The organism is Mycobacterium terramassiliense, from assembly GCF_900157385.1.
Classification (GTDB): Bacteria; Actinomycetota; Actinomycetes; order Mycobacteriales; family Mycobacteriaceae; genus Mycobacterium; species Mycobacterium terramassiliense.
Map to the genome: position 1 here is coordinate 584,303 of NZ_LT717700.1, position 23,380 is coordinate 607,682.

Annotated in this window: 23 protein-coding genes and 1 pseudogene; 15 read left to right on the plus strand and 9 right to left on the minus strand. The window is 70.1% G+C overall.

The window, feature by feature from the left end; translation table 11 throughout:
• Positions 1 to 83 precede the first annotated feature (83 nt).
• Positions 84 to 796, plus strand: a pseudogene (locus tag MTAB308_RS10830) (PE family protein); the annotation flags it as partial.
• 14 nt (positions 797 to 810) lie between these two features.
• On the opposite strand, the gene MTAB308_RS10835 reads toward MTAB308_RS10830, so the two are convergent.
• Positions 811 to 1,683, minus strand: coding sequence for a MaoC family dehydratase (locus MTAB308_RS10835; RefSeq protein ID WP_077099446.1), 873 nt, complete (start codon positions 1,681 to 1,683; stop codon positions 811 to 813).
• A 102-nt stretch (positions 1,684 to 1,785) separates the two neighbouring features.
• Between MTAB308_RS10835 and MTAB308_RS10840 the strand changes: the two genes are divergently transcribed.
• Genes MTAB308_RS10840 through MTAB308_RS10865 form a run of 6 tightly spaced genes read left to right on the plus strand, consistent with a single transcriptional unit; the run spans position 1,786 to position 7,933 of the window.
• Entirely contained in the window at positions 1,786 to 2,490 is a 705-nt protein-coding gene (locus MTAB308_RS10840) for a histidine phosphatase family protein (RefSeq protein ID WP_077099447.1), read from the plus strand.
• A gap of 16 nt (positions 2,491 to 2,506) precedes the next feature.
• The gene (locus MTAB308_RS10845) at positions 2,507 to 4,510 is read left to right on the plus strand and encodes an SDR family oxidoreductase (RefSeq protein ID WP_077099448.1); all 2,004 of its coding nucleotides are present in this window, start codon (positions 2,507 to 2,509) and stop codon (positions 4,508 to 4,510) included.
• Between the two features lie 45 nt (positions 4,511 to 4,555).
• Positions 4,556 to 4,987: a VOC family protein gene (locus tag MTAB308_RS10850; protein WP_077099449.1), complete on the plus strand. Its 432-nt coding sequence runs from the start codon at positions 4,556 to 4,558 to the stop codon at positions 4,985 to 4,987.
• 41 nt (positions 4,988 to 5,028) lie between these two features.
• A complete protein-coding gene (locus tag MTAB308_RS10855; protein ID WP_077100121.1) occupies positions 5,029 to 5,769 on the plus strand; it encodes a 2OG-Fe dioxygenase family protein in 741 nt (246 codons plus the stop codon).
• A gap of 1 nt (position 5,770) precedes the next feature.
• A complete protein-coding gene (locus tag MTAB308_RS10860) occupies positions 5,771 to 6,739 on the plus strand; it encodes a nucleoside hydrolase (protein ID WP_108637265.1) in 969 nt (322 codons plus the stop codon).
• A gap of 39 nt (positions 6,740 to 6,778) precedes the next feature.
• The gene (locus tag MTAB308_RS10865; RefSeq protein WP_077099451.1) at positions 6,779 to 7,933 is read left to right on the plus strand and encodes an alpha-hydroxy-acid oxidizing protein; all 1,155 of its coding nucleotides are present in this window, start codon (positions 6,779 to 6,781) and stop codon (positions 7,931 to 7,933) included.
• A 6-nt stretch (positions 7,934 to 7,939) separates the two neighbouring features.
• Here MTAB308_RS10865 and MTAB308_RS10870 read toward each other — a convergent pair whose 3' ends face one another.
• Positions 7,940 to 9,481 (minus strand): DNA polymerase Y family protein, encoded by a 1,542-nt coding sequence (locus tag MTAB308_RS10870; protein WP_077100122.1) that lies wholly within the window; start codon positions 9,479 to 9,481, stop codon positions 7,940 to 7,942.
• Between the two features lie 39 nt (positions 9,482 to 9,520).
• The gene (locus MTAB308_RS10875) at positions 9,521 to 10,195 is read right to left on the minus strand and encodes a hypothetical protein (RefSeq protein ID WP_077099452.1); all 675 of its coding nucleotides are present in this window, start codon (positions 10,193 to 10,195) and stop codon (positions 9,521 to 9,523) included.
• A 100-nt stretch (positions 10,196 to 10,295) separates the two neighbouring features.
• Here MTAB308_RS10875 and MTAB308_RS10880 point away from each other — a divergent pair, with 100 nt between their 5' ends.
• Positions 10,296 to 10,883: a hypothetical protein gene (locus MTAB308_RS10880; protein ID WP_108637266.1), complete on the plus strand. Its 588-nt coding sequence runs from the start codon at positions 10,296 to 10,298 to the stop codon at positions 10,881 to 10,883.
• Positions 10,884 to 10,946: 63 nt separating this feature from the next.
• On the opposite strand, the gene guaA is transcribed toward MTAB308_RS10880, so the two are convergent.
• Genes guaA through MTAB308_RS10900 form a run of 4 tightly spaced genes read right to left on the minus strand, consistent with a single transcriptional unit; the run spans position 10,947 to position 16,191 of the window.
• On the minus strand, positions 10,947 to 12,539 hold the full coding sequence (gene guaA, locus MTAB308_RS10885; protein ID WP_108637267.1) for a glutamine-hydrolyzing GMP synthase: 1,593 nt from the start codon (positions 12,537 to 12,539) through the stop codon (positions 10,947 to 10,949).
• Between the two features lie 9 nt (positions 12,540 to 12,548).
• Positions 12,549 to 12,938, minus strand: a complete 390-nt coding sequence (locus MTAB308_RS10890; RefSeq protein WP_077099454.1) for an SRPBCC family protein — start codon at positions 12,936 to 12,938, stop codon at positions 12,549 to 12,551.
• Positions 12,935 to 15,766 carry an MMPL/RND family transporter gene (locus MTAB308_RS10895; protein ID WP_077099455.1) on the minus strand — a complete coding sequence of 944 codons (2,832 nt, stop codon included), beginning with the start codon at positions 15,764 to 15,766 and terminating at the stop codon, positions 12,935 to 12,937. The genes MTAB308_RS10890 and MTAB308_RS10895 overlap by 4 nt, the downstream gene beginning before the upstream one ends.
• Positions 15,763 to 16,191 (minus strand): MmpS family transport accessory protein, encoded by a 429-nt coding sequence (locus MTAB308_RS10900; RefSeq protein ID WP_077099456.1) that lies wholly within the window; start codon positions 16,189 to 16,191, stop codon positions 15,763 to 15,765. The genes MTAB308_RS10895 and MTAB308_RS10900 overlap by 4 nt, the downstream gene beginning before the upstream one ends.
• Before the next feature lie 194 nt (positions 16,192 to 16,385).
• Here MTAB308_RS10900 and MTAB308_RS10905 point away from each other — a divergent pair, with 194 nt between their 5' ends.
• The 4 genes from MTAB308_RS10905 to MTAB308_RS28865 all read left to right on the plus strand — a co-directional run bounded on the left by MTAB308_RS10905 (position 16,386) and on the right by MTAB308_RS28865 (position 18,856).
• Positions 16,386 to 17,189 carry an SDR family NAD(P)-dependent oxidoreductase gene (locus MTAB308_RS10905; protein ID WP_077099457.1) on the plus strand — a complete coding sequence of 268 codons (804 nt, stop codon included), beginning with the start codon at positions 16,386 to 16,388 and terminating at the stop codon, positions 17,187 to 17,189.
• Between the two features lie 12 nt (positions 17,190 to 17,201).
• Positions 17,202 to 18,038: an SDR family oxidoreductase gene (locus tag MTAB308_RS10910; protein WP_077099458.1), complete on the plus strand. Its 837-nt coding sequence runs from the start codon at positions 17,202 to 17,204 to the stop codon at positions 18,036 to 18,038.
• Positions 18,039 to 18,050: 12 nt separating this feature from the next.
• Positions 18,051 to 18,617: a TetR/AcrR family transcriptional regulator gene (locus tag MTAB308_RS10915; protein ID WP_077099459.1), complete on the plus strand. Its 567-nt coding sequence runs from the start codon at positions 18,051 to 18,053 to the stop codon at positions 18,615 to 18,617.
• A gap of 86 nt (positions 18,618 to 18,703) precedes the next feature.
• Positions 18,704 to 18,856 (plus strand): hypothetical protein, encoded by a 153-nt coding sequence (locus tag MTAB308_RS28865; RefSeq protein WP_157900938.1) that lies wholly within the window; start codon positions 18,704 to 18,706, stop codon positions 18,854 to 18,856.
• Positions 18,857 to 18,864: 8 nt separating this feature from the next.
• Here MTAB308_RS28865 and MTAB308_RS10920 read toward each other — a convergent pair whose 3' ends face one another.
• Positions 18,865 to 19,410, minus strand: coding sequence for a TetR/AcrR family transcriptional regulator (locus MTAB308_RS10920; RefSeq protein WP_077100124.1), 546 nt, complete (start codon positions 19,408 to 19,410; stop codon positions 18,865 to 18,867).
• A 106-nt stretch (positions 19,411 to 19,516) separates the two neighbouring features.
• On the opposite strand from MTAB308_RS10920, the gene MTAB308_RS10925 reads away from it, so the two are divergent.
• Both MTAB308_RS10925 and MTAB308_RS10930 read left to right on the plus strand, forming a co-directional pair.
• Positions 19,517 to 20,620, plus strand: coding sequence for a cytochrome P450 (locus tag MTAB308_RS10925; protein ID WP_245831369.1), 1,104 nt, complete (start codon positions 19,517 to 19,519; stop codon positions 20,618 to 20,620).
• Positions 20,617 to 21,129, plus strand: coding sequence for a peroxiredoxin-like family protein (locus MTAB308_RS10930; protein ID WP_077099461.1), 513 nt, complete (start codon positions 20,617 to 20,619; stop codon positions 21,127 to 21,129). The genes MTAB308_RS10925 and MTAB308_RS10930 overlap by 4 nt, the downstream gene beginning before the upstream one ends.
• On the opposite strand, the gene MTAB308_RS10935 is transcribed toward MTAB308_RS10930, so the two are convergent.
• Positions 21,105 to 21,752 (minus strand): winged helix-turn-helix transcriptional regulator, encoded by a 648-nt coding sequence (locus tag MTAB308_RS10935; protein ID WP_077099462.1) that lies wholly within the window; start codon positions 21,750 to 21,752, stop codon positions 21,105 to 21,107. The two genes, MTAB308_RS10930 and MTAB308_RS10935, sit on opposite strands and share 25 nt — an antisense overlap.
• Positions 21,753 to 21,831: 79 nt before the next feature.
• Here MTAB308_RS10935 and MTAB308_RS10940 point away from each other — a divergent pair, with 79 nt between their 5' ends.
• Entirely contained in the window at positions 21,832 to 23,367 is a 1,536-nt protein-coding gene (locus MTAB308_RS10940) for an MFS transporter (protein ID WP_077099463.1), read from the plus strand.
• The last annotated feature ends 13 nt before the right edge of the window (positions 23,368 to 23,380 follow it).

The following is a 23,380-nucleotide window of genomic DNA, read 5'->3' on the forward strand; positions in this document are numbered from 1 at the left end:
GCGAAGGCCCTGAAAAGTCCCCCGATTCTATGACACCCGGTATCCGGCCGCGTTAATATTTTCGCCGACTCGGGAGGTCAGACATGTCTTTTGTGATCGCATCGCCGGACACGATGGTGGCCGCCGCAACGGATTTGGCGGCGATTCGCTCGTCGATCGCGACGGCAAGCGCCGCCGCGGCGGGCCCGACGGTCCAGATCCAAGTGGCCGCCGCCGACGAGGTGTCGACGGCCATCTCGAAACTGTTCGGCCAGTACGCCCAGGCGTATCAAGCGTTCAGCGCCCAGGCGACCGCGTTTCACGACCAGTTCGCCGTGGCCCTGAGCGGCGCCGGAGCGTCGTACGCGCGCACCGAGGCCGCCAGCGCGCAGCAGAACGTGCTCGACGCGATCAACGCGCCGACCCAGACGCTGCTGGGGCGCCCGCTGATCGGCAACGGCGCCGACGGGACGGCGGCCAGCCCGAACGGCGGGGCCGGCGGGCTGCTGTACGGCAACGGCGGCAACGGCTACTCCCAACCGGCCGCGTCCGGCCTGCCCGGCGGCAACGGCGGCGCGGCCGGGCTGATCGGCAACGGCGGCGTCGGCGGCAACGGCGGCGCGGCGGCCAACGGCGGCGCCGGCGGCCGCGGCGGCTGGCTGTCGGGCAGCGGCGGCGCCGGCGGGGCACTGGCGGTGCTGGAGGCAACGGCGGCAACGGCGGCACCGGCGCCACCCCCGGAGCCGGTGGGCTCGGCGCGGCCGGCGGCACCCGCGGGGCGCTGTTCGGCACTCCCGGCACCAACGGCACCGACGGGACCTAGCCCGTCAGCTAGGCCTGCGCGTACTCGGCGGCGCCGTCGTCGAGCACCACCCGGGCGGGGCTGCCCTCGGCACCCGACGCCTCGGTCCGGAAGACGGCCTTGCCGGGCTCGGTCCGCCAGATCAGCGTCGTCAGCGTCTCGCCGGGGAACACCGGCGAGCTGAACCGCGCGTCGATCGAGGTGACGTTGGCGGCCACGCCCTTGCCCAGCTCGGCCACCAGCGCCCGGCCCGCCACGCCGTAGCTGCACAGCCCGTGCAGGATCGGCCTGGGGAACCCGGCCAGCTCCCGGGCGAACCACGGGTCGCTGTGCAGTGGGTTGCGGTCACCGGAGAGCCGATAGATCAGCGCCTGGTCCTCGCGGGTGGGCAGCGGGATCCGGGCGTCCGGCTCGCGGTCCGGGATCTCCGGCGCTATCGGCCGCTGCCCCGGCGCTCCCCCGAACCCGCCCGCACCCCGGACGACGAAGGTCGTCGACGTTTCGGCGATCAGCGTGCCCGAGTCCGGGTCGGTGCCGCGGCCGCGCAGCATCACGACCGCGTTCTTGCCCTCGCCCTTGTCCTGAATGTCGGTGACCTCGGAGACCACGGACAGCTTCCCCGCCGGGGGCAGCGGTGCATGCAACCGGACACCCTGCGATCCGTGTAAGAGCATGGCCCAGTTGAACGTGCCGATCTTGCCGGCCGCCCCGAAGGCCGGGGAGCAGATCACCGCGTAGGTGGGCAGCACTTGCTGGGCGATGTCGTGGCTGTTCTCGGTCGTGAAGGACAGGTCGTCGATGCCGCACCCGACGCCGAGCGCATACAGCATCGTGTCCTTGTCGGTCCATTCGAACAGCATCGGATCGCTCACCGCGCCGACGGCGCTCGGGTCAATGGCCATACGAGTCTCCTCATTGATGGAATCGCGCTTTTTCGTACCTGAACCATTTCAGACCATCGCAAACCCTTCCCCCCGGCACCCCCGGCAGGGCAGGCTATCGGCATGCGCAAGGGGAGCGTGATCGCAAAGGCCATAGCAGTGCTCGCCGCGGCGGTGATCGTCGGTGCGTGCGGCGGCCCGCCGCAGCCGCGCAGCATCACCCTGACGTTCATCCGCCACGCGCAGTCGGAGGCCAACGCCAGCGGGATCATCGACACCTCGGTGCCGGGCCCCGGCCTCAGCCCCGAAGGCAAGGGGCAGGCCGAACAGGTCGCCCACCAGCTCGCCCACAACAAGTACGACGCCGTCTACGCCTCGACGATGGCGCGCGCCCAGCAAACCGCCGAGCCGCTGGCGTCCGAACTGCACAAGCAGGTCGAGGTGCTGCAGGGCATCCAGGAGATCGGCGCCGGGTGGTTCGAGGGCAAGCCGGTCTCGATGGATCCCTCGACCTACCTGCTGGCGCCGGCCGATTGGCTCAACGGCGACGTGCAAAACAGCATCCCCGGCTCGATCACCGGCAAGGAGTTCAACGACCGGTTCACCGCCGCCGTCCAGAAGGTCTACGACAGCGGACACGACAACCCGGTGGTGTTCGCGCACCTGTACTCCATCGAGTACTGGGTGCTGATGAACGTGAAGAACGCCAAGGACAGCCTCCGGACCACCCACCCCCTGCCCAACACCGGCCGCGTGGTGATCACCGGCAACCCGATGACGGGTTGGACGCTGCAGGAATGGGACGGCATCCGCGACTTCAGCGGCTGACGGCTACCATGTCCGCATGCGGTATGTCGTTACCGGCGGTACCGGGGTTATCGGGCGCCGCGTCGTGTCTCGTCTCCTGGAAACGCGCCCCGACGCGCAGGTGTGGGTGGTGGTGCGCCGCGGATCGCTGGGGCGCTTCGAACGCCTCGCCGTCGGGTGGGGGGAGCGGGCGAAGCCGCTGGTCGGCGAGCTGCCCGGGCTGAGCCTGACCGACGAGACCCTGGCGGATCTCGGCCGGGTCGATCACCTCGTGCACTGCGCGGCGATCTACGACATCACCGCCGGCGAGGCCGAGCAGCGGGCCGTCAACGTCGAGGGCACCCGGGCCGTGATCGAGCTGTCGCGGCGGCTGGACGCCACGCTGCACCACGTGTCGTCGATCGCCGTGGCGGGCGAGTTTGCCGGCGAATACACCGAGGACGACTTCGACGTCGGGCAGCGGCTGCCCACCGCCTACCACCAGACGAAGTTCGAGGCGGAGGCGCTGGTCCGGTCGACGGCCGGGCTGCGCTACCGCGTCTACCGGCCCGCGGTCGTGGTCGGCGATTCGGTCACCGGCGAGATGGACAAGGTCGACGGGCCGTACTACTTCTTCGGCGTGCTGGCCAAGTTGGCGGTGTTGCCCAAGCTGACGCCGATCCTGCTGCCCGACACCGGTCGCACCAACATCGTCCCGGTCGACTACGTCGTCGACGCGCTGGTCGCACTGATGCACGGCGACGGCTACGACGGCCGCACCTTCCACCTCACGTCACCCAAAACCATTGGGCTGCGCGGCATTTACCGCGGCGTGGCCAAGGCGGCCGGGTTGCCGCCGCTGCGCGGGTCGCTGCCCCGCGCGGTGGCGGCGCCGGTGCTCAAGGTGCGCGGGCGCGCCCGGGTGGTGCGCAACATGGCGGCCACCCAGCTCGGGATTCCGGCCGAGATTTTCGACGTCGTCGACTTGAAACCCACCTTCGTCAGCGACGAGACCCGAAAGGCGTTGCACGGCACCGGTATCGAAGTGCCCGAATTCGCGAGCTACGCGCCCGAGCTGTGGTGGTACTGGGCCGAGCACCTCGACCCCGACCGGGCGCGGCGCGACGACCCGTCAGCGCCGCTGCGGGGCCGACACGTCATCATCACCGGCGCGTCCAGCGGGATCGGGCGGGCGGCCGCGATCGCCGTCGCCGAGCGGGGCGCGACGGTGTTCGCGCTGGCCCGCAACGCCGACGCGCTGGACGCGCTGGTCACCGAGATCCGCGCGGGCGGCGGGCAGGCGCACGCGTTCACCTGCGACGTCACCGACTCCACCTCGGTGGAGCACACCGTCAAGGACATCCTGGGCCGCTTCGACCACGTCGACTACCTGGTGAACAACGCCGGCCGGTCCATCCGCCGCTCGGTGGTCAACTCGACCGACCGGCTGCACGACTACGAGCGGGTGATGGCGGTCAACTACTTCGGCGCGGTGCGGATGGTGCTGGCGCTGCTGCCGCACTGGCGCGAGCGCCGGTTCGGCCACGTGGTCAACGTCTCCAGCGCGGGCGTGCAGGCCCGCAACCCCAAATACAGCTCCTACCTCCCCACCAAGGCGGCCCTCGATGCGTTCGCCGACGTGGTCGGCTCCGAGACGCTCTCCGACCACATCACGTTCACCAACATCCACATGCCGCTGGTCCGCACGCCGATGATCGCGCCGTCGCACCGGCTCAACCCGGTGCCCGCGATCAGCCCCGAGCGGGCGGCGGCGATGGTGGTGCGCGGCCTGGTCGAGAAGCCGGCGCGCATCGACACCCCGCTGGGCACCCTCGCCGAGGCCGGCAACTACTTCGCGCCGCGGACGTCGCGGCGCATCCTGCACCAGCTCTACCTGGGCTACCCCGATTCCGCCGCGGCGCGCGGCGTGCCCACCGAACCGGCCGCGGTCAGCGCGGCGCCGCGCAAGCCGCGGCGGCCCGCCCGCGCGGTCACGGGCGGCATCCGGACACCGCGCCCGGTCAAGCGGCTGGTGCGGCTGGTGCCCGGGGTGCACTGGTAAACATGAATCGCTTTGTCTAGCCGACCATCTGAGGAAGAAAGCGGCATGGTTGCCATGCACCTCGAGGTCCACGTCGTCCCCGTGTCAGACGTCGACCGCGCGAGGCAGTTCTACGAAAACTGGGGGTGGCGGTTTGACGGCGACACCGCGCCCGCAGAGGGCGTGCGCGTCGTCCAATTCACGCCGCCGGGCTCCGCCTGCTCGGTCACCTTCGGCGAGGGTGTCACGCCGTCGGCGCCCGGGACGGCGCAGGCGGTGCTGACCGTCCCCGACATCGAGGCGGCCCACGAGGACCTCCTCGGCCGCGGCGTCCGCGCGAGCGACATGTGGCATGGCGTGCCGTTCCCGCCGGAAGCACGGCTGCCCGGGCCCGACCCCGGGCGCGCCAGTTACCAGTCTTACTTCTCCTTCACCGATCCGGACGGCGATACCTGGCTGGTCCAGGAGGTCACGGCGCGGCTTCCCGGCCGGGACTGACACTCCGTTTCAGGGCGGCCCGATTGCGGTATCCCGGCGCGATGGTCCTGTGCGAAAAGTGGAAGGACGCCGATCCGGTGGCCGCCGCGGCCCGGCTGGTCACGAAGACGGGGGTCGCGGTGCTGCCCTCGCTCGACGTGACGCGCAGCCTTGGGGTGGGCCGCGAAGAATGGACCCGGTTCGCGCGCCACTGGCGGGATCTGGCGCCGGACCCCTATGCGGCGGAGCTGGGGGTGCGGCGGCTGCGCCGGTACGGCCGGTACTCGTTTCGCGACGGGGTGCTGCGCCCGCTGCCCAAGCTCGCGTTCGTGCAGCCGGAGGACTCCAATCCCCTCTACATCGGCAAGGACCGTGAGTTCGCGTCGCTGACCGATGCGTTCACCGCGGATCCGTTGCTGCACAAGGTGATCACTCTGCTGGCCCGGGTGGCCGCGGCCCTCGACGGCGACGTGGCCGACTGGAACGTCAAGGTGCATCCGTTCCGGATTCGATGCTGCGGGGACCAGGACGGCCATCCGACGCCCGAAGGCCTGCACCGCGACGGCGTCACCCTGGTCAGCTCGCTGCTGATCGGGCGGCGCAACGCCATCGGCGGCGAGAGCACGGTGTGCGACCTTGAGGGCCGGCGGTTGCTGGCGACGACGCTGGCCGAGCCGGGGACGCTCATGCTGGGCGACGACCGCCGCACCCTGCACCGCGTCTCGCCGATCCGGCCGATCGACGCCTCCGGGCCGGCGCAGCGCGACGTCCTGGTGATCACCTTCGCGTCGGCTTGGCCGTAAAATCACCGCGGTGAACCCCGTTTTCGTCGACGTCGACACCGGCATCGACGACGCGATGGCGTTGATCTACCTGCTGGCCAGCGCCGACGCCGACGTCGTCGGCATCGCCTCGACCGGCGGCAACATCCACGTCGACCAGGTCTGCGCCAACAACCTGGCCCTGCTCGAATTGTGCCGGGCCCCAGCCATACCCGTGTCCAGGGGCGCCGACGAGCCGCTGTGCGGGCACTGGCCGCACCATTCGAAGTTCCACGGCCCCAAGGGTTTAGGCTATGCCGACCTTCCCCGCGCCGGACGCGTGCTCACCGGTCACGACGCCACCGCGGCGTGGGTGTCCGCGGCGCACGCACATCCCGGCGAACTGGTCGGCCTGGTCACCGGACCGCTGACCAACCTGGCGCTGGCGTTGCGCGCCGAACCCGCGCTGCCGAGGATGCTGCGCCGGCTGGTGATCATGGGCGGCGCGTTCGGCGGCGACGGCGTCGAGGTCAACCCGATGGCCGAGTGGAACATCCGGGTCGACCCCGAGGCCGCCGGCGAGGTCTTCGCCGGCTGGGCCGGGCAGCAACAACTTCCGATCGTGTGCGGCCTGGATCTCACCCGGCGCGTCGCGATGACGCCGCAGATCCTGGCCCGGCTCGCCGCCGCCTCGGGCCCGTCGCCGTTGCTACCGGTGATCGAGGACGCGATGCGGTTCTACTTCGAGTCGCACGAGGCCCGCGGGCACGGCTACGTCGCGTTCATGCACGACCCGCTGGCCGCGGCGGCGGCGCTGGAACCGCGGCTGATCGCGACTCGGGCGGCGACGGTGGACATCGAACTGGCGGACACCCCGACCCGGGGCGTGACGACACCCGATTGGTCGGGCGAGCGAAAAGCCAACGCCCTGATCGGCGTTGACGTGGACCCCGCGGCGTTCTTCGAGGAGTTCATCGAGCGGGTCGGGGCGTTCGCGCGCGGCCTCGGCTAGCGCCCGTTTGGCGACCCGGTCGCCGGGTATGCGCGAGCCATGCCTTTCGCCGACTATCAAACCGAGCTCTATGACCAGGGGCAGGCCGGCCGGCAGCCGCCCTACCCCATCACATTCGCCGACCTGGAGGCCAAGGCGGCCGCGGCGATGCCACCGAAAGTGTTAGGTTACGTCGCCGGTGGGGCCGGTGACGAGCACACCCAGCGGGCCAACTGCGACGCCTTCAAGCGCTGGGGCCTGTTCCCCCGCATGGGAATCGCCCCCGAGCAGCGCGACATGTCCGTCGAGCTGTTCGGGATCTCGCTGCCGTCCCCGATCTTCATGGCCCCCATCGGCGTCATCGGCGTGTGCGCCCAGGACGGCCACGGCGACCTGGCCGCGGCGCGGGCCTCCGCCCGCACCGGCGTGCCGTTCTTCGTGGGCACGCTCACCTCCGACCCGATGGAAGAGGTCGCCCCGGAACTCGGCGACACCCCCGGCTTTTTCCAGCTGTACACGCCGCCGGACCGCGAGATGGCCGCCAGCCTGGTGCACCGCGCCGAGGCGTGCGGTTTCAAGGCCATCGCGGTCACCCTCGACACGTGGGTCACCGGCTGGCGCCCGCGCGACCTGAGCGCCGGGAACTACCCGCAGGTGCCCAGCGGATGCCTGAGCAACTACACCTCCGACCCGGTCTTCCGCGCGAGCCTGCAACCGGGCGAGGACGCCACCGAGGCGGCGGTGCGCAAGTTGCCCATCTTCGGCGGCCCGTTCCGGTGGAGCGACCTGGAGTGGCTGCGGGCGGAGACCAGCCTGCCGCTGCTGGTGAAGGGCGTCTGCCACCCCGACGACGTGCGCCGCGCCAAAGACATTGGCGTGGACGGCATTTACTGTTCCAACCACGGCGGCCGGCAGGCCAACGGGGGGCTGGCCTGCCTGGACTGCCTGCCCGGGGTGGTGGAGGCCGCCGACGGGATGCCGGTGCTGTTCGACTCGGGGGTCCGCAGCGGCGCCGACATCATCAAGGCGCTGGCGATGGGCGCGACGGCGGTGGGGATCGGCCGCCCCTACGCCTACGGCCTGGCGCTCGGCGGTGTCGAGGGCATCGTGCACGTGCTGCGCTCCCTGCTGGCCGAGGCGGACCTGATCATGGCCGTGGACGGCTACCCCTCGCTCAAGGACCTGACGCCCGAGGCGCTGCGGCCCACGGGATAAGCACCGTCACTCGTAGCTCCCCTCCAAATACCAGCGCCGCTGGCGGTAGCACACCAGAAACGCCCGCTCGTCCTCCAGCAGGACCTGCGCGCGGGCGGTGCGGCTCCCCCCTTGACCGCCCGGCCGGTCGTCCCACCACCGCTCGTCGACCGGCCAGGGCCCGGCCCACCAGCGCAGCCGCTCGTCCCGGCCGCGCATGGTCAGCCGGGAGGGGTCGGCCGAGAACATCCCCCGGCCGGTCACCCGTATCGAATCCCCCTTGGCGTCAAGCAATTCCACCGGGTCGTCGAGCAGCACCGCCGGCGACGGCTGGGGCAGTTGCCCGGGCCACGGCGGGCCCGGGTCGGCATGCGGCACCGGCTCGTCGCCCAGGGGGATCAACGTGATGCGTTCGGCGGGGCCGCGGCCGCCGGCCAGCACCGGCACCCGCACCGCCTCCGGCCCGAGCAGGCCCTGGACCCGCACCAGCGCCCGGCGGGCCCGCAGCCTGTCCTCCTCGCCCAGGCCACCCCAGAGCGGCAACTGCAACGCCCCGGCCGACACCACCTCCACGGCCTGCAGCCGCAACAGCGTCACCGCCGCCGTCGGGCGGGGATTGCGGCCGGTCCGGTTGCTCAACCACCCGTCGAGCTGCCAGCGCACCCGGTCGGCGGTGGCGTCCTCGGTCAACGGCTCGGCGCCCCGCCACACCCGTTGCAGCTCTTCGCCGTTGGCGGTGACGGCGTGGATGGCCAGCCGGGTGCAGCCCACCCCGGCGGCCATCAGCGCCTGGTGCAGCTCGCCGGCCAGCGAGCGCCCGGCGAAGGCCGCGGCATCGACGCGCTCGATCGGCGGGTCGCAGTCCAGCACGGCCTCGAGTTCGGGCGGCGGCTCGCGCCCGGACGGCCCCCGCTCGGGTTCGCCGCGGGCGAACCGGTGCGCGGTCACCCCGTCGGCGCCGAACCGGGAGGCCACGTCGGTGCGCGACAGCGCGGCGAACTGCCCGATGGTGCGAATCCCCATCCGCCACAACAGGTCCGTCAGCTCCTCTCGCCCCGGACCGGACAGGCTCGGCTCGGTGGCCAGCTGCCGGATCGACAGCGCCGACAGGAACCTCGCGTCGCCCCCCGGCGGGACGATCCGGCCCGCCCGCGCGGCGAAGACCGAGGTGGACAACTGGTCGGCGATGCCCGCCTGGCACTCGGCACCGGCGGCGGCCACCGCGTCGATCAGCCGCTCGGCGGCCTGCTCCTCGGACCCGAAATAGCGGGCCGCCCCGCGCACCGGCAACACCAGCAGGCCGGGCCGCAGCACCTCGGCGCGGGGCACCAGGTCGTCCACCGCGGCGATCACCGGTTCGAAGAAGCGGGCGTCGCGGTCGGCGTCGGCGGTCGCGACGTGCAGCTGCGGGCACCGCGCCGCCGCCTCCCGTCGCCGCAGCCCCCGCCGCACCCCCGCCGCGCGGGCGCCCGACGAGCAGGCGATCACCCGGTTGGCCAAGGTGATCGCGATCGGGGCCGTCACGGGCAGGCCCGCCGCTGCCGCCGCCGCGACCGCGGGCCAGTCCATGCACCAGATCGCCAGCGCGCGTGAGGAAGCCACCCGAATTCACCCGGCTCGCGACCGGCCGATCACCCGCCTGCCCGCGCACACCCCACCGATCCGCAGCCGCACCCTGCTGATGCGCCCGAAGCCAGGGGCGGGCGTTCCCCGATGAGCCGGGGTGATTTCATAGCCGCAGACCCGCGCCTCCAGCCGCGTCGGCGCCCCTTGCCAGTCGCCGTCGGTGACCAGCAGGGTGCATCCCTTGTTGCGGGCCCGCGCCACCACCGCCCGCGCCCGGGTGTGCGGCACCTGGCGCCCGCCCAGGCCGAGCACCACCAGATCCATGCCGTCGACGAGCACCGCGGCCACCTCGACCGGATCGGTTCCGGGGTCCGGTATCACCGCGACCCGACTCAGGTCCGCCCCCATCTCCACGGCGGCCAGCAGCCCGATGTCGGGCTGACCGACGATGGCGACGTTGCCCCCGGCCGCCGTCACCGCGGCCACCACGCCCAGCACCAGCGACCGGGCCCCGGACAGCACCGCCACCGTTCCCCGCGGCAACGGCACCGGCAGCGCCTCCGCGAGCCATCGCGGGAGCGCCAGCCCGGATTCCGAATCCGGCAGCAGGTCGTCGGCGGGGGCGCCGCCGGGGGCCTTGCCGGAGATCTCAGCCATCCGTCGGCGCAGCGATTCCAGCTGCTCAGCGCGGTGATCGGAGGCCAAAGCCGCAGTCATACCCGCCTCCCAGCGCCGCTCTTTTCGAAAGTATGTTCGATACATTGGCGAGTAAACACCCACCCTCCGACAACCGTCAAGCGACGTGAGAGGCTGCTTTATGCGGTCGGTGCTGGTGTGGCTGGTGGTGCTTTTTTGCACCACTTTTCCGGCGCCGGCCCACGCCGAGCCCTGTCAGCAGGCCGAGCTGTTCGCCGCCGACACCGATCCCCTGTTCGAGGCGCGGGCCACCGTGACGATCGCGCTCAGCGGCGCGGCGGTGACGGGATCGACCCCGCTCGACGGGGTGTACTGGTCGGACGCGCTGCAGCGCAACACCCGTGAGCGCTCGCTCGAATTTCACCTGTGCGGCGCCGACGGCGCGTCGCACTCCGCCGCCGAGGCGCTGCGCCGCCAGTTCGACCAGGAAGCGGTGCTGGCCTTCGACTACCTTCCGCAGCGCGCGGGGGACGCGATCATCGTCGCGGTGCCCGGTGTCGACATCGCGCGCTTCGGCGACGCGCTGGCGGCCGATCCGGCCGCCCGCGATCGCATCCGGGGCGGGTCCGTCACCACCACCGACCACACCCTGATCCTGGTCGCCGGGGGCGACGACCGAGACGTCGCCCGCCGGCTCGTCGCCGAGGCCGGCGGGAACTGGGATGCGGCCACGATCGCCTACGGGAGGCGCGAATTCGTCGAGACATAAACCAGTGCGAGGTTTTCCGGCGTGTCTTCGCAACTGGTTATGTGTCGCGAAAACGGCGAGGGGCTACTCCCACTCGATGGTGCCGGGCGGCTTGCTGGTGACGTCCAGCACCACGCGGTTGACCTCGGGCACCTCGTTGGTGATCCGGGTCGAGATGCGCTCCAGCACCTCGTAAGGCACCCGGGTCCAGTCGGCGGTCATCGCGTCCTCGCTGGACACCGGCCGCAGCACGATCGGGTGCCCGTAGGTGCGGTTGTCGCCCTGCACCCCGACCGAGCGCACGTCGGCCAGCAGCACCACCGGGCACTGCCAGATCTGGTTGTCCAGGGCGGCGGCGGTCAACTCCTCGCGCGCGATCGAGTCGGCGCGCCGCAACGTGTCCAGCCGCTGCGCCGTGACCTCGCCGACGATCCGGATTCCCAGCCCCGGCCCCGGAAAGGGCTGGCGCCCAACGATTTCCTCCGGTAGGCCCAGCTCGCGCCCGACGGCGCGCACCTCGTCCTTGAACAGCAGCCGCAGCGGCTCGACGAGCTTGAACTTCAGATCGCCCGGCAGCCCGCCGACGTTGTGGTGGCTCTTGATGTTCGCGGTGCCGCTGCCCCCGCCCGACTCCACCACGTCGGGATACAGCGTGCCCTGCACCAGGAACTCGACCCCGTTTTCAGCGGACCCGTTGTCGCCCAGGATGTCTCGCACCGCGCCCTCGAACGCCCGGATGAATTGCCGCCCGATGATCTTGCGCTTGCCCTCGGGGTTGGTCACCCCCGACAGCGCCTGCAGGAAGGTCTCCGCCGCGTCGACGGTGACAAGGTTGGCGCCGGTGGCGGCCACGAAGTCGCGCTGCACCTGGTCGCGCTCGCCGGCGCGCAACAGCCCGTGGTCGACGAACACACACGTCAGCCTGTCGCCGATGGCGCGCTGCACCAGCGCGGCGGCCACCGCCGAATCCACCCCGCCGGACAGCCCGCAGATCGCGTGGCCGTCCCCGATCTGCGCGCGCACCTGCTCGACGAGCGCGTCGGCGATGTTGGCGGGCGTCCAGTCCGCGCCGAGCCCGGCGAAGTCGTGCAAAAACCGGCTCAGCACCTGCTGGCCGTGCGGGGTGTGCATCACCTCCGGGTGGTACTGCACGCCGGCCAGGCGCCGCCCCCGGTTCTCGAAGGCGGCCACCGCCGCGCCCGCGCTGGAAGCGACCACGTCGAATCCGTCCGGTGCCGCGGTGACCGCGTCGCCGTGACTCATCCACACCGGCTGGATCTCCGGCAGGCCCGAATGCAGCTCGCCGCCAAGCACTTTCAGCTCGGTGCGGCCGTACTCGCTGGTGCCGGTGTGGGCGACGGTGCCGCCCAGGGCCTGCGCCATGGCCTGAAACCCATAGCAGATGCCGAACACCGGCACCTCGAGGTCGAACAGCGCCGGATCGAGCTGCGGGGCGCCCTCGGTGTAGACGCTGGCCGGTCCACCGGAGAGCACGACCGCCACCGGGTTGCGGGCCTTGATCTCCTCGACCGTGGCGGTGTGCGGGATGACCTCGGAAAAGACCCGCGCCTCGCGGACGCGCCGGGCGATCAGCTGCGCATATTGCGCGCCGAAGTCGACGACCAGCACGGGCCGGTCGACCGGCCCGGCCGCCTCGGAGTCATCAGGTTTCGCCACGCCGCAAGCTTAGTGGCTGGGCTCGCCTTCCCCGAGCCAGCTCCTGGTGTGGCGCAACAGGGTGCCGGCGGTCCCGTCGGGCTCGGGGAGTAGCCGGAATTCGACGGACATGGTGGGCAGGTGGGGGGCGTACTGCACCCAGCACAGCCGCCGGGGCGGCAGCAGCGAGGTCACGCGGCACAGCGCGGTGTCGTCGCCGCCGACGCGGTGACGGATCAGGCGAAACGACGTGCCCACCTGGAGCCGTTCATCGTCGGCGGCGTGCTCGACGGCGTCCCAGGTGTCGTACCACTCCGTGATGCCGGCGACGGTGGTGATCAGCTCCCACACCCGCTCCGGCGGCGCGGCGATGCGGATCGAGTCGGACAGCGTCTGCGGGGTGGCGCGGCGGAGGTTCATGAGTGCACGCTTTCGGGGGCGCTCTGGGTCAAAACGGTGTCGGGCCGCTGCGCGCGACGGCCGATGCCCACCCGCCGGGGCCACCAGAACCAGCGCCCGAGCAGGGCGGCGATCGCGGGTGTCATCAGCGACCGCACCACCAGCGTGTCGAAGAGGAGCCCGATGCCGACGGTCGTGCCGAACTGACCGATGATCCGCAGATCGCTGACCACGAAGGACGACATGGTGAACGCGAACACCAGGCCCGCCGAGGTCACCACCGCACCCGTTCCGCCCATCGCGCGGATGATGCCCGTCTTGATGCCGGCCCCGATCTCCTCCTTGAACCTCGACACCAGCAACAGGTTGTAGTCCGATCCCACGGCCAGCAGGATGATGACGGCCATCGCTATCACCAACCAGTGCAACGGAATACCGAGGATGTCCTGCCACACCAGCACCGACAGTCCGAACGAGGCGCCCAACGACAGCACCACGGTGCCGATGATGACCAGGGCCGCGATGACGCTTCCGGTGATGACCAGCATGATGATAAAGATCAGGCAGGCCGCCGCGATTCCGGCGATCAGCAGATCGTATTTGGCCGCGCCGCTCATGTCCTTGTACGTCGGCGCCGTGCCGCCCAGGTAGATCTTGGCCTCTGCCAAGGGAGTTCCCTTGACGGCGTGCCGCGCGGCCCGCTCGATCGCGTCGACGCGCGAGATGCCTTCGGGGGTGGCGGGATCCCCTTCGTGGGTGATGATGAGGCGGGCGGCCTTGCCATCGGGCGAGAGGAACATCGCCAGGCCGCGTTTGAAGTCGGGGTTGTCGAAGACCTCCGGCGGAAGGTAGAAGGAATCGTCGTTTTTGGCCGCGTCGAACGCCTGCCCCATCGCGGACGCGTTCTGCTGCGCGGCGTCCATCTGGTCCAACAGGCCCGCGAACGTGCTGTACATCGTCATCGTCATCGTGCGCATGGTCGTCGTGGCGTCGATGATCGGCGGCAGCAGCGAGACCAGTTGCGGCAGCAGGCTGTCCAGCCGGTCGGTGTCGTTGACCAGACCGCCCAGGTCGTCGGTGACCTTGTCGACGCCGTCGAGCGCATCGAACGCCGATCGCAACGCCCAGCAGACGGGAATGTCGAAGCAGTGCCGCTCCCAATAGAGGTAGCCGCGCAGCGGCCGGAAGAAATCGTCGAAATCGGCGATCCGATCGCGCACTTCGCTCGTGTCCGCGACGATCTGCTTCGTCCGGCCCGCGACGTCGTGGGTGGTGCCGGCGAGCTGACGCATGAGGGCGAGCATGCGTTGCATGGTGTCGATGACGCCCGTCATTTGATCGGCGATGGCCCGCATGTCGGCCATCCGGTCGTGCAGGTACTTCATGTTCTCGGTCAGCGTGGTCCCCTGCATGCTGATCTGAAAGGGTATGGAGGTGTGCGTGATCGGGGCGCCCAGCGGCCTGGTGATGGACTGGACCCGCGCGACGCCGTCGGCCCCGAAGACGCCTTTGGCCACCCGGTCCAGGACGAGCATGTCGGCGGGATTGCGCATGTCGTGGTCGGACTGGATCAACAACAGGTCGGGATTGAGCCGCGCGGGCGAGAAGTGCCGGTCGGCCGCGGCGTACCCGATGTTCGACGGTGTGGTCCGGGGAAGGTAATTGCGGTCGTTGTAGCTCGTCGTGAACGACGGCAGTGCCAGTAGCCCGACGAGCGCGGCCGCGGAGGTCGCCGCGAGTATCGGTGCGGGCCAGCGGACGACGGCGGTTCCCACCCGTCGCCACCCCCGCGTCTTGATCTTGCGTTTCGGATCGAAAAGGCCGAAGCGGCTGCCCAGCGTGATGATGGCCGGACCCAACGTGAGCGCGCTCGCCACCAGCGTGAACATCCCGATCGCGCACGGCGCGCCCAGGGTTTGGAAATAGGGCAGCCTGGTGAAGCTCAGGCAGAACATCGCGCCGGCGATGGTCAGGCCCGAGCCCAGGACCACATGAGCGCTGCCGCGAAACATGGTGTAGTAGGCGGCTTCTGTGTCCTGGCCCGCCTGACGGGCCTCCTGATATCGGCCCACGATGAAGATCGCGTAATCCGTGCCCGCGGCGATCGCGAGGATCGGAAGGATTTGCACCGCAAAGGTCGAGAGCCCGAGGACGCCGCGGTCGCCGAGGAATGCGATCACCCCCTGCACGGCCGGCAATTCGATGAAGACCATCAGCAGCGTCAGCAGGACGGTGACCAGCGAGCGGTACACGATCAGCAGCATCGCGACGATGACCGCGACGGTCACGCCCATCACCTTGCGAGCGCTCTTGTTGCCGAATTCGAGCTGATCGGTGGTGACGGCCGCGGGGCCCGCGACGTAGGCCCTGATGCCGTTGGGCGCCTGCGCGTTTGACACGATGCGCCGCACGGCGTCGACGGACTCGTTGGCCAGCGTCTCGCCTTGGCGACCGGCGAGGAAAACCTGGACGTAGGCGGCCTTGCCGTCGGCGCTCTGTGACCCGGCCGCGGTGAGCGGATCGCCCCAGAAGTTCTGGACGTGCTCGACGTGCTTGTGATCCTGCCCGAGCTTGCGGACTAGGTCGTCGTAAAACCGGTGCGCCGGATCGCCCAGCGGCGTTTGGCCCTCGAGGACGACCATGACCGCGCTGTCGGAGTCGAATTCTCCGAACAGCCGGCCGATCCGCTTCATCGCCTGGATCGCCGGGGCGTCGTCGGGGCTCATCGACACGGCGTGCGCTTCCCCGATCGCCTCCAGTTGCGGCACAGCGATATTGGTGAGCGCCGCAAGCCCCAGCCAGAACAGCAGGATCGGCACCGAAAGCCGGCGAACCGTCCGCGCGATCACGCCGACTTCACCAGGCAGAAGGTCTGGGGGTGGATTCCCGCCATGGTGCGCTGGGCCTTGATATCGCCGTTCACGATGATTCGGCAGCCGATGTTGTCATCGTCGCCCTGCGCCACGACGTTGACGCTGACCGCGGGCGCGGTCGTGGCCACGCTGTACGTCCATGGCAGCCGCGTGCCGTCGACGCGCTGCGGCACGGCGTCGACATCGAGGTAGTTGATGTCGGCAACGCTGCCCGCCGGGCCGAAGACCTCCATCGTTACGTGCTTGGGATTGAAGGGTTTGATGTCGTCGGCGCGGGCGCCGACGGCCGACGCGGCGACCCGAGCGCCGAAGACGCCGTGCAGCCGGTAGACGGCGAAACCCGCGAGGGCGACCAGGACCACGACGACCAGCGGGATCCACGCGCGTTTGACGACAGCCATCCCCACTCCAGGTCTTTGGGCACTAGTAAGTCAGCTGACCAACACAGTAGCGGCGCGGGTGCGTGCGCGCAATCGGTTTGTGGAGCGCATATGCGTTCCGGCTGTTCTACGTCTTGTCAGCTGGTCGCGTCCAGTAGTAAGTTGTGTAACTAACTCTGAACATCCCCTAAGGGGCCGACGAAAGGTCAACCACCATGAGGATCAACGCACATCGGTTCGGCCCCTGGGCGGTCGTGACGGGGGCGTCATCGGGGATCGGACGCGAGTTCGCTCACCAGCTCGCCGACGCTGGCATCAACGTGGTCCTGGTGGCGCGGCGCCTGGCCGTGCTGCAGGAACTGGGCCCGGCGCTGGCCCGTGGCTACGGTGTCGACTATCGCGCCGTCGGCGTCGACCTGTCCGACCCCGGCATGCTGACCCCGATCATCGAGGCCACCAACGACATCGACGTCGGATTGCTGGTGTCCAACGCCGGCGAGGCGCTGCCCGGGCCGTTTGTGGAATCCGATCTGCAGGCGCAGCGGGCGATCCTGCGGCTCAATACCGCCGCGCATCTGGGCCTGAGCCACCACTTCGGCGAACGAATGGCGCGGCGCGGTCGCGGCGGCATCGTGCTGGTCTCCGCGCTGGGGGCCACTCATGGCGTGCCCTACCTGGCGCACACCGCGGCGACCAAGGCCTATGTGTCGAGCCTCGGCGCCGGCCTGCACGGCGAGCTGGCGAAGCAGGGGGTGCACGTCACGGTGCTCCACCCGGGGCCCACCCGCACGCCGGCGCTCGCCGTGTTCGGGCTGGACCCCGACAAGATGCCGATATCGCCCATGGCACCGGAGGTTTGCGCCCGCGAGGCGTTGCGCGCGCTGGAGCGCAATCGGGCGAACTGCATACCGGGCCGGGTCAACCGGGTGACCGCCGCGCTCGTGCCGGCGTCGGTCACCCGCTCGATGATGTCGCGGATGTTGCTACGGCCCAGCCGCGTCGAGACGGCCAGCCGATAGGTCCTGGATACGATGGACAAGCCGATCTGCCTCATCACCGGGGCCACCGACGGCATTGGCAAGGTCACCGCGGCGGCGCTTGCCCGCGAGGGCTACACCGTCGTGCTGGCCGCGCGCAGCGAGGCCAAGGCGGCGGCGGTGACGTCCGAAATCGTGGCGGCCACCGGCAACCGCGACGTCGATTACCTCACCGCCGACCTCCGGTCGCTTTCCCAGCTGCACCGGCTGGCCGACGCGTTCACGGCACGCCACCCGCGGCTGGACGTCCTGCTCAACAACGCCGGCGTCGTCATGCCGCGACGCGAGCTGACCGAGGACGGCTACGAGACGACGTTTCAGGTCAACTACCTCGCGCACTTCTATCTCACCCAGTTGCTGCTCGGCGCACTGGAAGCGAGCCCGCAGGGCAGGGTCATCAACCTGAGCTCGAGCGTGTACCGGGCCGGCAAGTTCGAGCCGGACAACCTGCAGGGCGAACGGCGGTTCTCCACCATCGGCGCATACGCCGCGTCCAAACTGTGCGTGCTGCTGTTCACCATCGAGCTGGCGCAGCGGCTGGGACCGGCCCGCGTGACGGCAAACGCCGTGCACCCCGGCGTCGTCAGGACGCCGATGATGCGCGGGGCGGAAGGGATCTTCCGCGCGATCTCCTATGCCGCGCTGCCGTTTTCACGGTCCGCGGAAAAGGGCGCCGCCACGTCGGTATTCCTCGCCGGCTCTCCGGACGCGTCGCGCGTTTCCGGGCAATACTTTGCTAATGCCAAGCCGAAGAAGGTCAAGACCGCCCACAACACCCCGGAGAACCGGGACCGGCTGTGGAACCTGAGCATGGACGCGTGCCGTCTATAGTCCGTGAGTGATATGGCTGACTCAACCGGCAAGCGGGAGCGACTGATCGCCGCCGCATGCGACCTGTTTTACCGCCAGGGCATCGCGGGCACCACACTCGCGCACATCGCGGAGGCCGCCGAGGTGCCCCTGGGCAACGTGTACTACTACTTCAAGACCAAAGACGACATCGTGGCCGCCGTCGTCGAGGCGCGCACCGAGGAAATCCGCTCCGCGACCGCGGCCCTGCAGCGCCGGCACGGCAGCCCCAAGGCTCGCCTCAAGGCGCTCGTGGCAATGCTGTCCGAGTCCCGCGACACGATCGCCGAGCACGGCTGTCCGCTCGGGAGCCTGTGCACCGAACTCGGCAACCAGCCGGGCCAATCCCCCGCCCTGACCGCTCCAATCATGCAGACCCTGCTGGACTGGGCCGAGCAGCAGTTCCGGGACATGGGCCGTCGCGACGCCCGCGACCTGGCGCTCGAACTCGTCATCGCCTACGAGGGCAGCGCCGTGCTCACCAATGCCCTGGCCAAGCCCGAAGTCATGGCCCACCAGGCCCGCCGGCTCGAAAAGTGGATCAACTCCTTGCAGGTCTGACGCCACGATCGATAATCGGGTGCCGGCGTCACGTCGGTTTCGATCGTGCCGCGTCGTCGTCCGACGCCGCGGAAATCCGGAAGCAGATGCGGCGCGAAACACGCACGGCCATGACGATGTTCGCCTTCGACCTCGCCCGCACCGGAAAGCTTCGGGTCGGCGCCACACACGCGCGCGACGTCCCGTGGACGTACCACGCGCCCGAGCTCTACGACGGGATCGACGCCCCGCTCGGCTAGCGCGAGCCCTACGGCGAGCCCGAGGCGGCCTGGATCACCGCGTCGACGACGCTGCGGATTCGAGCGGCGGCCCGGTCCGGGTCGGGCTGACCGGCGTCGAGCCAGGCGATGACGGCGTCGATCGTCATGGTGGGCAGCAGTCGCGCGGCCCAGTTGCGCCATTGGTCGTCGGCGATGCCCGCCAGGTGGCGGCGGGTGATGTCGGCCGAACCCTCGACGAGGGTGTCGATCATGTCGCGAAACTCCGCTTCGGTTGCGGCATAACGGTAGAGCAGCCGGAAGGTGTCCGGATCCGCTGCGGCAGCGCGGATTAGCGCCGGGATACTGGCGTCGTCGAACTCATCCGGCCCGGTGGCTTCGCGAAGCCGCGCGTGGCCACTCTCGATGACTTCCCGATACAGGTCGGCCTTCGATGCGAAGTGCCGGTACAGGATCACCGGGGTCACGCCGGCTTCCGCCGCGATGGCATCGAGCCCCGTGTTCGCGAAGCCGCCACGGGCGAAGGCGCGCGTGGCGGCCTCGAGGATCTGCTCCCGGCGCTGGGCGCGGGGCATCCGCCGGGTCGACTCGGATCGGACCACCGTCACCTCAAACCCCTCTGTTGTCTAGAGCGCAGTGTACAAGTAATCTTGTATATCTGACCCTATACAAGGCGGTCCGATGACACCCATGCATCCGGTGCGCACGCCGATGGGCGGCGAGGCCTGGCTGGTCACGGACTACGCCCAGGTGCGACGGTTGCTCGACGACGATCGCCTCGGTCGCTCCCATCGGAAGCCCGAAACGGCCTCGCGCACGGGGGAATCCGCGCTGTTCGGTGGCCCGCTGGGCGACTTCGACACCGAGGATGCCGACCACGCGCGGATGCGGGCGCTGCTGCAGCCCCATTTCTCGCTCCGGCACCTGCGGTCGCTGGAACCCAGGGTCGCGGCGCTCACCGCCGGCCTGTTGGACGACCTGGCGAATCAGGGCCCCCCGGCCGATCTGCTCGCGCGGCTGGCGGTGCCGCTGCCGATCCTCGTGATCTGCGAACTGCTCGGGGTGCCGTATTCCGACCGCGATCAGTTCCGCGCGTGGGCGGAGGAAGCCGGCAACGTGCGCGACCACGCCCGCTCCGAGCGCGGGCTGGCCGAACTGTTCGATTACGGCCGCGGGTTGGTCGAGCGGAAGCGCACCCAGCCCGGCGACGACGTGATATCGCGGCTGTGCGCGACCGACGGTGTCTCCGACGAGGAGGCCGCCATGATGTCGATGTTCCTGCTGTTCGCCGGGCATGAGACCACGGTGGTCCAGATCGGGCTCGGAACAATGCTTTTGCTCACCCATCGCGATCAGTGGCAGGCGCTCGTCGATGACCCTGCGCGGATCCCGCACGCCGTCGAGGAGCTGTTGCGGGCGGCGGAGAGCGGCGGCGGGGTGGGCGGTGTTCCTCGCTACGCGCGCACCGACTTCGACATCGAGGGCGTCACCATCCACGCCGGAGATCTCGTGCTCCTGGACATCGGAGCCGCCAACCACGACCCGGCGGCGTTCGCTCACCCCGAACGAGTCGACGTCGCCCGCAAGGAGACCGCCCACCTCACGTTCGGGCACGGCGCACGTTACTGCATCGGGGCCCCGCTGGCGCGCATAGAACTCAAAACGGTCTTCGGGCAATTGATTCCACGATTCCCGTCCATGCGCCTGACCGTCGATCCCGCAACGCTGCCCACGCGGCGCGACGTGCTCGCCGGTGGCCTCGTCGAACTTCCGGTGTCCTGGTGAGGCTCGTCGCACCGCGCGAGGTGCTCAGCGTTTGTGGCGAGGCTGTCGCGATTCCGGATCCGAAGCGACGCGTCCATCTGCAGTTTCGGCGCTTCGCCGGCTGCCCCATCTGCAACGTTCACCTGCAGTCGATCGTCCGACGGCACGACGAGATCGCCGGTGCCGGGGTGCGCGAGGTCGTCGTATTCCACTCGACCGACGAGGAGTTGCGGCGCTATGTCGGCGAACTGCCGTTCGCGGTGATCGGCGACCCGGACAAGGCGCTCTACGCCGAGTTCGGCGTCGGCACCTCGCCGCGTTCCGTATTGCACCCCCGCGCACTGGCAGCGGCGATCCGCGGTGGGATGGGCACGGTAAACATGCATCCGACCGGCGGCCATCTGGGGTTGCCGGCCGACTTTTTGATCGGCCCGGACGGCCGGGTCCTGGCCTGCAAGCGCGGCCGCCACGCCAACGACCAGTGGACGGTTGACGAGGTGCTGGCCTACGCAGGCAGCGCGAACGCCTGACGCACCGCGCGAACCGCCTCGGGGTCGCCTTTGAATTCGACGCGCCGCAGCGCCGCCTTGCGTTTGGCCTCGCTCGGCCCGAGGCGGGCGGTGACCAGGTCCGCGGCGCTGGCGGTCAGCGTCACCGAGGGCTCGCCGCGAGCGCCGGCGAGCCGACCCTGCGTCACCGCGAATTCGAAACGGCGGCCGTCGATTTCGATGCGAATCGTCGCTTCCAGGCCGGCTGCGCCACCCGAATCGAAGCCGAGCAGGAAGCCGGCCAGAAATCCGTTCAGTGGCGATGCCGGGCCGTCCCCGATCGGGTCCAGCCTGTCCAGCCCGAACCACGCGAAGCTGCGCAACACCGGCAGCACGCGCTGCCAGCCCATGTCGGAAAGCGTGTACACGGTGCGCCCGATCGGGGCGGGCAGATCGGTCCGGTCGATCACCCCGGCCTCTTGTAATTCCTTGAGGCGCTCGGCGAGCAGATTGGTCGCGATCCCGGGCAACGCGTCGCGCAGGTCCCCGTATCGGCGGGGTCCGCCGACCAGCTCGCGCAGGATCAGCAGCGTCCACCGCTCGCCGAGGACGTCGAGGCCGCGCGCGATCGGGCAGTTCTGGTTGTAGTTCCTGCGGGAAGCCACCAGGCCAGCCTACCTGCGGAAGACATCTTTTTCAACTTACTACTTGATTTATTTGTCTATTAGCTTTAGCGTCTTGTCCATGCGTACAGACCCGCTATTCCGGAACCGGCCGATCGCCGCGCTGGGTGTCATCTGCCTCGGCGTCTTCGTCATCAGCGTCGACGCCACCATCGTCAACGTCGCGCTGCCAACCCTGTCGCGCGAACTCGGCGCCGACACCGCCCAGCTGCAATGGATCGTCGACGCCTACACCCTGGTCATGTCGGGCCTGCTGCTCTCGGCCGGCAGCCTGTCCGACCGCTTCGGCAGGCGGGGGTCGCTGAGCCTGGGCTTGGCCCTGTTCGCCCTGACTTCCGGTGTTGCGGCACAGGTGAATTCGGCCGACGCGCTGATCGCGGCCCGCGCCGCGATGGGTGTGGGCGCGGCGGTGATCTTCCCGACCACCCTGGGGCTGATCACCAACATCTTCACCGACCCGGGGCCGCGCGCCAAGGCCATCGGGCTGTGGGCCGCGATGGTGGGTGTCGGGGTGGCCGTGGGACCGATCAGCGGGGGCTGGCTGCTCGCCCACTTCTGGTGGGGCTCGATCTTCATGGTGAACATTCCGATCGCGGCACTGGCCATCCTCGGCGGCGCCTTGTTCGTCCCGACCTCGCGCGACCCGGCGGCGCCCCGCATCGACGTCGGCGGCCTGGTCCTGTCGACCGCGGGAATCACGACGCTGGTCTACACGGTGATCGAGGCGCCCACCTGGGGGTGGACCAACGTCCGGACCGCGGCCGGGTTTGCGCTCGCCACAGTCGTTCTCGCCGGGTTCGCCGCGTGGGAACGGCGCAGCACCCACCCGATGCTGGACGTATCCGTGTTCGGCAACCGCCGGTTCTCAGGCGGCAGCCTGGCGGTGACCGCCGGCTTTTTGACGCTGTTCGGCTTCATCTTCGTCATCACCCAGTACTTCCAATTCATCAAGGACTACACGGCATTTCAGGCCGGCGTGCGCCTGCTGCCCGTCGCCGCCTCGATCGCGCTGGCCAGCATCGCGGGTCCCCGGTTGGTGGAACGGGTCGGCACCACCGCCGTGGTCGCCGCCGGCCTGACCGTCTTCGCCGCCGGGCTGGCCTGGGCATCCACCGCCGACGCCGCGACGCCGTACACCCAGATCGGCGTGCAGATGCTGCTGCTCGGCGGCGGACTCGGCCTGACCGTTTCGCCGGCCACCGAGGCCATCATGGGATCGCTGTCCGCCGACAAGGCCGGCATCGGCTCAGCCGTCAACGACACGACCCGCGAACTCGGCGGCACCCTCGGCGTGGCCATCGCCGGCAGCATCTTCGCGTCGGTGTACTCCGGGCGGCTCGGCACCACGGCCTTGCCGGGCTTGCCCGCCGAGGCCATGCGGCACTCGATGGCGTTGGCGCACACCGTGATCCAGCGACTGCCCGCGCAACAGGCGGGCTACGTCCGCGGCGCCGTCAATCATGCGTTCCTGGACGGCCTACAGGTGAGCTCGCTGGTCTGCGCCGGCATCGCGCTGGGCGCGGCGATCGTCGTGGCCTGGCTCTTGCCGGCACGCGCGCCGCAAGAGGATCCGTCCCCCGCACTGGCCACGACCTAATACCCCCGACGAA